The sequence below is a fragment of the Bacillus sp. 22-7 genome (genome assembly GCF_010628845.1).
GTDB classification, from domain to species: Bacteria; Bacillota; Bacilli; order Bacillales; family Cytobacillaceae; genus Cytobacillus; species Cytobacillus firmus_B.
The window spans coordinates 34,748-46,332 of record NZ_NJQY01000018.1 but is presented as its reverse complement, the minus strand read 5'-3'; the positions used below and the strand labels follow the sequence as shown (position 1 = coordinate 46,332).

The 11,585-nt window shown below is 40.0% G+C and carries 10 protein-coding genes and 1 other annotated feature; of the genes, 1 reads left to right on the top strand and 9 read right to left on the bottom strand.

The annotated features are described in order from the left end of the window. Window positions 1-30: 30 nt before the first annotated feature. On the bottom strand, window positions 31-1,677 hold the full coding sequence (locus CE058_RS15380) for a peptide ABC transporter substrate-binding protein (RefSeq protein WP_048010959.1): 1,647 nt from the start codon (window positions 1,675-1,677) through the stop codon (window positions 31-33). A 612-nt stretch (window positions 1,678-2,289) separates the two neighbouring features. Beyond that, window positions 2,290-2,507: a binding site (T-box leader), on the top strand. A gap of 109 nt (window positions 2,508-2,616) precedes the next feature. On the opposite strand from CE058_RS15380, the gene trpS reads away from it, so the two are divergent. Continuing rightward, on the top strand, window positions 2,617-3,606 hold the full coding sequence (gene trpS, locus CE058_RS15375; RefSeq protein ID WP_163143793.1) for a tryptophan--tRNA ligase: 990 nt from the start codon (window positions 2,617-2,619) through the stop codon (window positions 3,604-3,606). A gap of 24 nt (window positions 3,607-3,630) precedes the next feature. Here trpS and CE058_RS15370 read toward each other — a convergent pair whose 3' ends face one another. The 8 genes from CE058_RS15370 to CE058_RS15340 all read right to left on the bottom strand — a co-directional run bounded on the left by CE058_RS15370 (window position 3,631) and on the right by CE058_RS15340 (window position 11,494). Then, window positions 3,631-4,377 carry a YjbA family protein gene (locus tag CE058_RS15370; protein ID WP_048010961.1) on the bottom strand — a complete coding sequence of 249 codons (747 nt, stop codon included), beginning with the start codon at window positions 4,375-4,377 and terminating at the stop codon, window positions 3,631-3,633. Between the two features lie 127 nt (window positions 4,378-4,504). Next, window positions 4,505-4,720 (bottom strand): YuzI family membrane protein, encoded by a 216-nt coding sequence (locus tag CE058_RS25335; RefSeq protein ID WP_076256683.1) that lies wholly within the window; start codon window positions 4,718-4,720, stop codon window positions 4,505-4,507. A gap of 157 nt (window positions 4,721-4,877) precedes the next feature. Then, complete coding sequence (gene opp4C / locus CE058_RS15365; RefSeq protein ID WP_035327219.1) at window positions 4,878-5,798, bottom strand: oligopeptide ABC transporter permease; 921 nt, start codon at window positions 5,796-5,798, stop codon at window positions 4,878-4,880. A 12-nt stretch (window positions 5,799-5,810) separates the two neighbouring features. After that, window positions 5,811-6,776: an oligopeptide ABC transporter permease gene (opp4B, locus tag CE058_RS15360; protein ID WP_048010963.1), complete on the bottom strand. Its 966-nt coding sequence runs from the start codon at window positions 6,774-6,776 to the stop codon at window positions 5,811-5,813. A 97-nt stretch (window positions 6,777-6,873) separates the two neighbouring features. Then, window positions 6,874-8,604 (bottom strand): oligopeptide ABC transporter substrate-binding protein, encoded by a 1,731-nt coding sequence (gene opp4A, locus CE058_RS15355; RefSeq protein ID WP_048010964.1) that lies wholly within the window; start codon window positions 8,602-8,604, stop codon window positions 6,874-6,876. 35 nt (window positions 8,605-8,639) lie between these two features. Beyond that, window positions 8,640-9,656 (bottom strand): ABC transporter ATP-binding protein, encoded by a 1,017-nt coding sequence (locus tag CE058_RS15350; protein WP_048010965.1) that lies wholly within the window; start codon window positions 9,654-9,656, stop codon window positions 8,640-8,642. Further along, window positions 9,656-10,681 carry an ABC transporter ATP-binding protein gene (locus tag CE058_RS15345; protein ID WP_048010966.1) on the bottom strand — a complete coding sequence of 342 codons (1,026 nt, stop codon included), beginning with the start codon at window positions 10,679-10,681 and terminating at the stop codon, window positions 9,656-9,658. Before CE058_RS15345 ends, CE058_RS15350 begins: the two co-directional genes overlap by 1 nt. A gap of 147 nt (window positions 10,682-10,828) precedes the next feature. After that, complete coding sequence (locus CE058_RS15340) at window positions 10,829-11,494, bottom strand: DUF2268 domain-containing putative Zn-dependent protease (protein ID WP_163143791.1); 666 nt, start codon at window positions 11,492-11,494, stop codon at window positions 10,829-10,831. Window positions 11,495-11,585: the final 91 nt, after the last annotated feature.

Here is an 11,585-nt window from a genome sequence, read left to right as displayed (position 1 = left end):
CCATATACCTTTCGTCTTAATCAATATTTTTTATTCAAAGTGTGCCCACTTGTACTGAACATCACCAAGACCAGATACAACAACATCTTTTAAGTTATCAGCCTGTACCCAGTTATTAGTGTAGAAGTAAATTGGTGCTACCGGCATATCTTCCATGAAGATTGCTTCAGCATCTTTTAATAGCTGCTGGCGAGCTTCAGGGTCTGTTTCAGTTGAAGACTTAGCAAGCAGATCCTGGAACTCTTTGCTTTCCCATCCAGTATTGTTATTTCCGCCATCAGCGTCACGATACATTTCAAGGAAGTTCATTGCGTCGTTAAAGTCACCTAGCCAGCCCATACGTGCCACTTGGTAATCCATTTGATTTACCTTATCAAGGAATACATTCCACTCAGCATTATCTAGGGTTACTTCAACACCAAGATTTTGCTTCCACATATCCTGAATTGCCTGAGCAATCTTTTGGTGTGCTTCAGAAGTGTTGTAAGATAGCGTTACTGCTGGAAGCTCAGAAGCATCTTTATAGCCAAGCTCTTCAAGACCTTTTTGTAAATACTCTTTTGCTTTTTCTACATCATTGTCAGGGAAATAACCTTTTTCATTTTCTTCAAACATTGATGGAGGAACAATCGCCATAGCTGGAAGCTGTTCACCCTGAAGGATATTGTCGATGATTTCCTGACGGTTTATAGCATGTGCAAATGCCTTACGAATATTAACATTGTTGAAAGGTTCAACAGTTGTATTGAATTTGTAGTTGTAAATACCTGCAATTGGGTTTGTTACTAAACGGCCATCATCTTTAAGAGCCTGCATAGCATCAGTTGGAAGTGCACCAGTAGGAGCTCCAGCCCAATCTAGTTCTCCATTGTCAAACATTGATAATTCAGTGTTCGGATCATTGATCATGATCATTTCAATGCTGTCCAGCTTAACTGATTCAGCATCCCAATAAGTTTCGCTCTTTTCAAGAACGATTTTATCGCTGTGAGACCATTCTGTTAAATGGAAAGGTCCGTTAGTTGTATAGTTTTCACCAGCATCAGTTGCCCACTCTGGATTAGCTTCTGCAACTTTGCTGTTAACCGGCAGGTAAGTATAGAATGCTGTCAATTCCAAGAAATATGGAGTTGGGTTAACAAGCTTTACTTCAAGAGTTTTGTCATCTACTGCTTTAACGCCTACAGCATCAAGTGAGCCTTTGCCAGTGTTGGCTGCTTCAGCACCTTCGATGTAGTAAAGCTGGTATGCATATGTTGAGTTGTTCGCTGGATCAAGCGCCCATTTCCAAGCATATACAAAGTCATTAGCAGTTACAGGGTCTCCATTAGACCACTTTGCATCACGGATTTTGAAAGTGTAAGTCTTTTGGTCATCAGAAACCTGAACATCTTCTGCCATTGCATTTTCAGGCTTTCCTTCTTTGCCAATACGAGTCAAACCTTCAAGAACCTGGCGAAGAACTGTACCAGATGTGGCATCCTCTGCTAAGCCTGGGTTTAATGATGGTGGTTCAGTGTTGATATTTACTCTTAATTCCTGCGGTACATCAGACTTTCCGCCGTCATCTCCGCCTTTTTCGCCGCCGTCAGCATTGTCTCCGCCGCCGCTGCATGCAGCAAGGAACATACTTAGCACAAGCAGCATGCTAAAAAAGATCGATAATCTTTTGTTCACGGTATTAACCCCCTATTAATTTCCTCAAACAATCCCCTTACCATTTGTCTTTCACAAAAAACACAACTGTGCGCCCCAGATATATTACTTAAATAGTCTGTTAATTCAATTTAAAAAATTTGCAGACTATTTAAAAGGCAACAAAAAAAGCAAGTTTATATTCTCTTAACGATAGATTATCCTTATATTCTGATAATTCAGATTAAATAGATTAACCTATAATATGTAAGCTATAAACTTACTCAATATGCACCATATTCTCGCAATCTGGAGTGATATAGTTTTGTTTTAAATGTAACAAATTCGTAAAGATTATGTTTGTTACGTTTATTATAAATAGTTTAAAAACTTATTGCAAGTGGCTTTTTGTACATGCAATTCCTTGAAGTGCGACATTTTTCGTCAAAAAGTCTTATAAATTAAGATTTTTGAGATAATAAAAAAATTTTTTTTTTAAGATATTTTGCTATTTTACTAGGGTTTTTCAACCATATATTGGTAAAACATCTCCTTGAACTACAGGCATGAACGCCCTTTAATTTCTTATTCTGTGCTTGATTTTTGTGTCCGAATAGTTTACCTTATAATATAATACGATAAAAATAAATGATCTTGTCGGCAATGAAAAAAGAGTAGTACATTTACCCAGGGTTAGCAGAGAGTCTGTGGATGGTGCAAACAGGCAGCCCGGTAAATCGAATGGACTTTTGAGCCTCTGATTTTTCAGGCGCTTCCCTGCGTTATCGGGGACCTATGCGTTTTTCTGCATAGGGCAGAGTGACTCAGTTTTTGAGTAATTAGGGTGGCAACGCGGACCATTCGTCCCTATTTTATAGGGATGAATGGTTCTTTTTTATGCCATTTTTTATAATTACATGACAAACTTCACTTCAACACCTGACAATTCATGATCTTTAAGCCGATTAAAGGAGGAAAAACATGAAAACTATATTTTCCGGCATCCAGCCCAGCGGCACAATTACTCTTGGCAATTACATTGGTGCAATGAAACAATTTGTTGAACTGCAGAATGACTACAACTGCTATTTTTGCATTGTTGATCAGCATGCCATAACTGTTCCCCAGGACAGACTGGAATTGAGGAAAAACATTCGAAGTCTTGCTGCCCTATATTTGGCTGTTGGTATCGACCCTGAGAAATCCACCCTGTTCATCCAATCGGAAGTTCCAGCCCATGCCCAGGCAGGCTGGATGATGCAGTGTGTTTCTTACATCGGTGAGCTCGAGCGCATGACTCAGTTCAAAGACAAATCAGAAGGTAAAGATGCCGTTTCTGCAGGACTGCTGACCTATCCCCCTTTGATGGCTGCAGATATCCTTCTATACAATACTGACTTGGTTCCGGTTGGAGAGGATCAAAAACAGCACTTGGAATTAACCCGCGATCTTGCTGAGAGATTCAATAAGAAGTACAACGACATCTTCACTGTTCCAGATGTCAGAATCGCCAAAGAAGGCGCAAGAGTAATGTCACTTCAGGATCCATTAAAGAAAATGAGCAAATCTGATCCAAATAAAAAATCATTTATTTCATTATTAGATGACCCAAAACAAATTGAAAAGAAAATAAAAAGTGCCGTAACAGATTCTGAAGGCATTGTTAAGTATGATAAGGAAAACAAACCAGGAGTATCTAATCTCCTTTCCATCTACTCAATACTTTCAGGTAAAACCGTTGCAGAAATCGAAGGAGAATATGAAGGCAAAGGATACGGGGAATTTAAAGCCGGCCTTTCTGATATTGTTATTGGAACAATTAAACCTATTCAGGATAAATACTATGCATTAATGGAATCTGAAGAACTTGATCTTGTACTTGATCAAGGAGCTGAAAAAGCTAATAAAGTCGCATACAAAATGATTAAAAAAATGGAAAACGCCATGGGACTTGGCAGAAAGAGAAAATAAAAAAACAGCCTTGGGCTGTTTTTTTTAATTTACTTTTGGACCATGCTCCATTTCCCACAACTTCTCAAAAAACGGCTGTCCTTTTATTAAGTTTTCACAAAACTTTTCATGTTTACTTGACCAGCCGTATTTACTTTCATCAAATAATTCATACCAGGCCTCTTCAAAATTCATTGATTGTATTTTCGTATAACGTTCAGGGCTCCACTCCGTATACCAATAACGAATTTCAGCATCATTTTTGGAGGAATGAAGCTGATCCAGCGCCATAAACAGAAGCTGTTTAAGCTGTCTTTCTTTTCTTGTCAGGCCTGCCATCAAATCCGGAGAAGGAGAAAGAATATGGAATTCCTTCAATGCGGTTTGATCATTAAAAGAGTAATTAGCCGTTTCCTGATTTTCCAGCATTTCATATGCAAGCTGCTCCTGCCTTGGTATTAACCTGCTTTTTCTGATTGGAATATTGTAGCCGATTGTATCTACAGCCAGTATGCCTGTCCCATCTGATACAACAAAGCAATACTCCAATTGGATGCGTTCATGATTTTTTCTTAAGTAAGCTTTTTGATAAATGTCATCTAGCAGTTGTTGTGGCAGCTCAGAAAGATCATTCTCAATATAATTAAAAAGGACCGGGTCAATCTTCAGCAGCGGAACCTGGTCAAGCAGTTCTACCCCATCATCTTTTCTCCATTCATGAAAATGGCATACATTGTATCCATTTTCTTCTCCTTCAAACCAATTCACCCAAACATCATGAAGATACAACATTTTTCAACCCCCACTTCAACAAACTATTTGTCACTCAGTATGGGCAGCAGGCAGTAAATTTATTCCTATTTTGCACTCACAATCCATTTTTTGTAATTAGCAAGCTTTATTTTGATGAGATACTCTTTTAATCATCCTCATTTGAATAGGGAAGATATATGCTCAATGTAATGATAATTATTCCAATCGGAAGCAAATAGCATTCCGGGCGATAGGTGATAAAATGCAAATATTCTTTGAAGGTTTGTCCAGTTGTAAGCAAATTCAAGTACCCTATGACACTGACTCCTCCCGAAACAGAGACTCCAAACCCCGTTAAAAGCCAAAATGCCCTAAATAACATGTTCTTTACTATATTTGTGAGTCATATAAGGTTTTATTGCTGCCATAAACTCACTCCCACTATCTTTTTTACATGTATATGAAAGCATTTGTTTAGATATGTACAAGCTATAGGCCACAAGACAGCAAAAAAACGCCTTATTACAGGCGTTTTTTTGCTATCTGTTGGATTTAGGGTTGAAGGCATCTTTCAAGCCTTCCCCTATGAAGTTGATTGATAGGATTGTAAACGTCAGAATCGCAGCAGGCGGAATCCAAATCCACCATTTACTTGTTAAAACATCAGGACTTCTTGCTTCCTGAAGCATGTTTCCCCAGGTTGGAATGTTGATTGGTACACCAAATCCGAGGAAGCTTAGGCCTGTCTCAGCTACAATCATCGCTGCAAGAGTAATGGTTGCCTGAACAATAATGGTTGACATGACGTTCGGCAGCAAGTGTTTAAAAATGGTTTTTGGTGCAGAGCATCCAATGGAAACAGCACTCATAATATACTCATTTTCCTTCTCAGCCATGACCTTGCTTCGCACCAGACGTGCCGTTCCTGTCCAGCTTAGTACACTTATTACAAATATGAGGGTTCCTGTACTTGATTCGATAAAAATGGATTTCAATACGATAACAAACAGCAGGAATGGAAAGTTCATCATAAAGTCTGTAAATCTCATCAGGGCATTATCGACCCAGCCGCCAAAGTATCCGGCAGTAGCACCAACTAGAGTACCAATGGTAATAACAGCCAGCGTGATAGAGAATGCAAGCAAGAGTGATGTCTTGCCGCCGTGAAGAGTTCTGGCAAAAACGTCCCGGCCAGACTTGTCAGTGCCGAAGTAATGGTCAGCAGATGGTTCTTTGCTCATTTGTGTTAAATTAATCTTAGCTGTCTCCTCAACCGGCATAGTTAGCGGCTCAGCTAATATGGACATTACACAGACCAGCAGCAGGAAAACAAGACTGATCATTGCTGCTTTATTGCGCAAAAACTTGCGGCGGGCGAGAGCCCATGGTGATTGACTCTTCGGCGGTTTAACAGGCTCTGCTAAACCAGGCGAAGTTTGCTGTGAAATTGATGGTTCCATACTCTCACCTACCTAACTTAAACGAATACGCGGATCTACTAATCCATATAGTAAATCTGCAACTAAATTTCCAATTAGTGTTAAAATAGTCAGCATCATGGCAATAGCCATCATGACTGAATAATCACGTGAATTAACTGATTCTACGAATAAATAACCGATGCCAGGGTATGTGAAAATGGTTTCTGTGATAATTGCCCCTCCAAATAGGTTGGCAATATCGAATCCAAGTAAAGTAACAATAGGTATGATTGAGTTTCTTAGAATGTGCTTATTATAAATCGCAGATTCTTTCGTACCTTTAGCTCTTGCTGTACGAACATAATCTTTGCGAGAGCTTTCGATCATATCATTTCTCAAGAACTGTGTATAAGCGGCTGTAGCCATGGCTCCAAGTACTATAGCCGGCAAGACTGTATGTTTGGCTTTACTTAAGTAATATTCCAGTGTCCCTGCTTCTACCCCGCTGCCGATACTTCCACTGGCTGGAACCCATCCAAGATTGATGGCAAAAACATAAATGGCAACTAAAGCTGCAACAAAGCTTGGAATTGCAAGTGCTAGATAGTTAAACGCTGATATTAAATAATCTCCAATGCTATAGGCAAACCGCCCAGAGTATCTTCCCATTAAAAAGGCTAAGAAATAAGTAATTAATAGAGCTGATATTCCTAAAATAATCGTGTTCGGCAAACGGTCACCAATTAATTCCATAACCGGGCGCTTATGAACAAATGAATCTCCAAAATCCCCTTGTACCACACCACTCATCCAGCGGACATACTGCACAGGAATAGGATCGTTCAATCCCATCTGCTCACGCATTTCTTCAATATATTCCGGATCTGAGTTTAATGGGTCAATTTTTCCAGATAGTGCATCACCAGGCATAAGCTTTGCCAGGGTGAAAACCACTACCGAGATAAGGAAAATTATGGGAATCATACCTATGAGTCGTCGAATTGTGTACTGTAGCATTTCCATTCCCCTTACCAAACAAAAATTTATTCGCTGGTTAAACTTGTATTCCTTGGAGGAGCAACTCCCCCAAGGAATACAGGTTCCTATTATTCTGTTACTCTACAATGTGCCACTTGTGGAACTCATCTGTTCCAAATGGTGTTACTTTAACTCCGCCAACACGCTTGTTGATCGCCCATGGATCTACACGCTGCTCGAAGAAGATGATAGGCAATTCTTCATTAACTAGCTTTTGCCATTCATTATAGACTTCCTGACGGTGTTCAGTAACATCTTTACTTGCATCTTCAGGGAATGCAACACCCTTCTTAATTAGCTCATCAGACTTTTCATTGTACCATCTCCACATGTTCCACTTATCAGTAGATAACCAGATTCCAGCTGGATCTGGATCATTTGCAAGTCCCCATGCACCCATGAATGTTTCAACAGATGGATCATCTGCTTCGATAGTGTCATAGAAAAGGTTGAAATCTTTTAATGAACCGCCGTTAAGCTTTGCGTTTAAGCCAACTTCCTGCCAGGATTGCAGGATGAATTGAGCACGTGCCTCTGAAGTTTCAGCGCCTGCCATTGCATCAAAGTTAATTGTGAATGGCTTTCCTTCTGGATCTTCACGGAAACCGTCGCCGTCTTTGTCCACATAACCTGCTTCGTCAAGTAATTTCTTTGCTTTTTCAGGATCATACTCATATGGATTGATTTCTGAATCATCAATCTTAGCCCATGATACTGAAGGGAAAGGAGTGTTTAATGGTTTTCCTAAGCCGTTTGCAAAACCATCGATAAATGCCTGACGGTCAATAGCATGTGCCATTGCATGGCGAAGGGATTTGTTCTGGAACTTCTTATTATCAGATACTACTACACCTTTTTTAGTGTCATAGTGACCCCAGTCAAAAGCAATATAGCTGTAAGACATAGCATCTGCTTCTACAGGATTTACATTATCAAGAGCTTTAATAGCTTCCCACTGATCTTTTGGAGCTTCAATAACATCAATTTCTCCGTTTTGTACTAAACCTTGCGCAAGAGAACCATCAATGATTTTGTAAACTACGCCATCCAATTTGGCTGGTCCCTGCCAGTAATCATCAAAACGCTCAAATTCGATCATTTCGCCAGGTACGATGTTTTTCACTTTAAAAGGACCTACACCGATTGGAGCTTTACGAATTTGATCGGCATCCGGAAGCTCTTTAGAAGAAATATCTCCGTAGTAGTGCTTTGGCTCAGGATAAATCCAAATATTTTCCAACAAGTTAACAGAAGGCTCAGTTACTGTTACCTCAATTGTATAATCGTCTACTACCTTGATACCTTCAATTTTGTCAGCTTTACCATCTTTATATTCTTGAGCACCTTTGATCATTGCTACGTTAGCAAAACGAGCACCTTCATAAGTTGGATCTGCAATTAAATACCAAGCAAATTCCATATCTTCCGCTGTTAATTCTTCACCATCATGCCATTTAACACCTTGCTTAAGCTTGAAGGTTAATTTAGTATTGTCTTCAGATAACTCATAGTCTGCCAAGTTCGGTTCAGAAATAAGCTCATCATTTACTTTGAGCAATCCTTCATGCATAAATTGAAGGGCATTTGCATCATCTTCACCTTCATAATAAGCAAAAGATAAAACGCCTTTAAATGGCTGTGTGTAACCGAATGTTACTGTGCCGCCTTCTTTTACTTCTCCAGATGCTTTCCCATCATCTTTTGGTTCCTTTTCAGTGTTCGCTTTTTCTCCGCCGCCAGAACATGCTGCAAGGAATACAGACATGACAAGCAGAAGCGAAAGCAGCCAAAATGCTGATTTCTTCATTGTTTTCCCCCCGAAAAATATTTTTTGACAAAGCCTTATTTATATAAGTGACAAGCGACTCTATGCCCAGGCTTCACCTCCTTTAATTGCGGTTTTACACTCTGGCATTCCGGCATTGCATGTGCGCAGCGCGGATGGAATGTACATCCTTTCGGAGGATCAATCGGGCTTGGTACATCACCCTCTAATATGATTCTTTCTTTTTTCTTGCGCGGATCCGGTTCAGGAATCGCGGAGATCAGAGCCTGAGTATATGGATGCAGAGGCTCTGCATAGAGGCTGTCCTTTTCAGCAACTTCAACAAGGCCTCCCAGATACATAACCCCTATCCGGTCACTCATATGTTTAACAACACTCAAATCATGGGCAATAAATAAGAAAGTAAGATCAAATTCATCCTGCAGCTCTTTTAAAAGATTCAATACCTGTGATTGGACTGAAACGTCAAGTGCTGAAACAGGCTCATCCGCAATAATCAGCTTAGGCCTTAAAGCCAGGGCTCTTGCGATCCCGATACGCTGTCTTTGCCCGCCGGAAAACTCATGCGGATATTTATAGTAGGCATCTTCAGGCAGCCCAACTTTCGCAAGAAGATCCATTACTTCCGGCTTCAGTTCCTTTTCGGATTTGCTGTTGTAATTTCTGATTGGCTCCGACACAAGGTGTCCGACCATCATCGTAGGATTTAATGAAGCATATGGGTCCTGGAAGACCATCTGGAAGTCCTGGCGGATTTTCCTCAGGCTGGTTCCTCTTACATTTGTGATATCCTGTCCGTCAAAGATGATTTGCCCCTCAGTCGGTTCCAGAAGTCTGAGTATTGTCCTGCCTGCTGTTGATTTTCCACAGCCTGATTCTCCAACCAGGCCTAATGTCTCCCCTTTTTTAATTTCAAAGGAAACATCATCGACAGCCTTAACGACAGCTACAGTCCTTCTAAGGATTCCGCCTTTTATCGGGTAGTATGTTTTTAGGTTTTTAACCTCTAATAGCACTTCATTGCTGCTTTTATCCTTTTTTAGAACAGCTGTATTATTATGTTCTGTACTCATTATGCGTTCACCTCTTGTTTCGGCTGGCTTGTCTCGTAAAGCAGGCAGGCAACCTCATGTCCTTCTTCATTTTCTGCCAATTGAGGTGTAACTGTCAGGCATTCTGGCATTGCCTTAGGGCAGCGTGCCGCAAATTTGCAGCCTGTTTTAGGCATATTTTTTAATGAAGGTACAATTCCTTTTATTGTGCTTAGCTTTTCCACTTCTTCATCCATTTTCGGAATGGCCCCCATCAGGAGCTGAGTGTATGGATGCTTTGGATTGTGAAATAAAGAATCTACATCTGTCCGCTCTGCTATTTTCCCTGCATACATAACAATTACTTCATCGCACATCTCAGCCACTACACCAAGATCATGAGTAATCAGAATGACGGACATATCATTGACTTCCTGGATTTCTTTTAAAAGCTCAAGAATTTGGGCTTGTACAGTCACATCCAGGGCAGTAGTCGGCTCATCAGCGATCAGCAGCTTCGGCTGGCAGGCAATGGCTATGGCAATCATGACCCTTTGCCTCATACCTCCTGAAAGCTGATGTGGATATTCATCTACAATTTTTTCAGGCCTTGAAATTCCTACACTTTTTAGAAGTGCAATACTTTTAAGCCGTGCTTCTTTTTTGGAGATCTTCATATGATTGAATAATACTTCCTGCAGCTGGAACCCGATCGAGAAGACAGGATTTAATGAAGTCATAGGTTCCTGGAATATCATCGCGATATCTTTTCCCCTGATCTTATTAATCTCTGAATCTGTCATGTTCTCCAAATGTACACCGTCAAAGAGAATTTCACCGTTTCGGATCTTGCCAATGCCTTTAGGCAGGAGTTTCATAACAGAGAGGCTCATTACAGATTTTCCACACCCGGACTCTCCCACTATTCCAACTATTTGCCGGGGTTTCACTCGGAAAGAAACATTATCAACTGCGTTATAGTATGTACCATCTATGGAAAAAGCCGTTTCTAGATTCTTCACCTCTAGTAAAGGTGCGTCTTTATGCTGACGGGGATTTGCGCTCATAGGACACCTCTTACATTTTTAATTATTCTGTCAATTCATTCTATTTGTCTAAAATATTATTACAAACTTATTACAATTGCAAGATTTTTTTAAAATTTATTAAAATTCATTTTTCTTTATTTTAAAAAAAGCCCACATTTTAGGGCTTTAAAGCGAATGTGAATCCAGTTTATATAAAGTTTGATCTACAAAATATTCGGACGGCATACTAAAAGAAATTTTTGTAGAAAAACTTTTTTTCTCTTTGAATTCCTTTACAATTTCGTAGCCGGCAGCATAACCAAGTAATAGAGGATAGGGTCTCTCACCATATAATATCTTTTGATGGAGCCTATCATTCTTTTTTAATTTCAGGTTCGGTTTAATCAATTTATCCCAAATATTCCTGATCTCCTCTTTCGAATACCGGGTGCACCAGGATCCTCTGAACTTCTTTCCACAGTGTATTTCTACTGAATGTTCGGCAAGCCCTTCCATTATAATGGAATCTAGCAGCGTAAATTCTTCAAGCTTTTTTTTCTGCGAGTTAATTCTGCAGACATGGTGATATTCATGCACAAATAATGCCTCTAGTTCAGCTTCTTCTATTTCAGAAGGAAGAAACAGAAAGAGCATATTTGCAAAGGATACACCTGATTTCCCAGAATGCCGCGAAAAAAGTCCGCCTCCACCAGACGGGAAAATGTAAACATTAATGTCAGGTCCCGCCCACATCCTCCTATATTTTAAGTGAATGTTTTTTGCCAGATCCCACACTTTCTTTTCTTTTAACTCCTTGAAAATATTCCTGCTGAACCGGTCAGGTGTATACATGCCGAAGCCTGTTAGGTACTCGTATATTTTTCGGGGATTATCATCATTGAAGGGTTCGGTAAGCTTTTCACATATTTTAAGGGGTTCTTTA

Bases quoted from the DNA above. Each gene is read 5' to 3' on its own strand.
- opp4A (WP_048010964.1), bottom strand. From the start codon at position 8,604: ATGAAGAAATCAGCATTTTGGCTGCTTTCGCTTCTGCTTGTCATGTCT.
- CE058_RS15350 (WP_048010965.1), bottom strand. From the start codon at position 9,656: ATGAGTACAGAACATAATAATACAGCTGTTCTAAAAAAGGATAAAAGC.
- CE058_RS15340 (WP_163143791.1), bottom strand. From the start codon at position 11,494: ATGTATACACCTGACCGGTTCAGCAGGAATATTTTCAAGGAGTTAAAA.
- opp4B (WP_048010963.1), bottom strand. From the start codon at position 6,776: ATGCTACAGTACACAATTCGACGACTCATAGGTATGATTCCCATAATT.
- trpS (WP_163143793.1), top strand. From the start codon at position 2,617: ATGAAAACTATATTTTCCGGCATCCAGCCCAGCGGCACAATTACTCTT.
- CE058_RS15345 (WP_048010966.1), bottom strand. From the start codon at position 10,681: ATGAGCGCAAATCCCCGTCAGCATAAAGACGCACCTTTACTAGAGGTG.
- CE058_RS25335 (WP_076256683.1), bottom strand. From the start codon at position 4,720: ATGTTATTTAGGGCATTTTGGCTTTTAACGGGGTTTGGAGTCTCTGTT.
- CE058_RS15370 (WP_048010961.1), bottom strand. From the start codon at position 4,377: ATGTTGTATCTTCATGATGTTTGGGTGAATTGGTTTGAAGGAGAAGAA.
- opp4C (WP_035327219.1), bottom strand. From the start codon at position 5,798: ATGGAACCATCAATTTCACAGCAAACTTCGCCTGGTTTAGCAGAGCCT.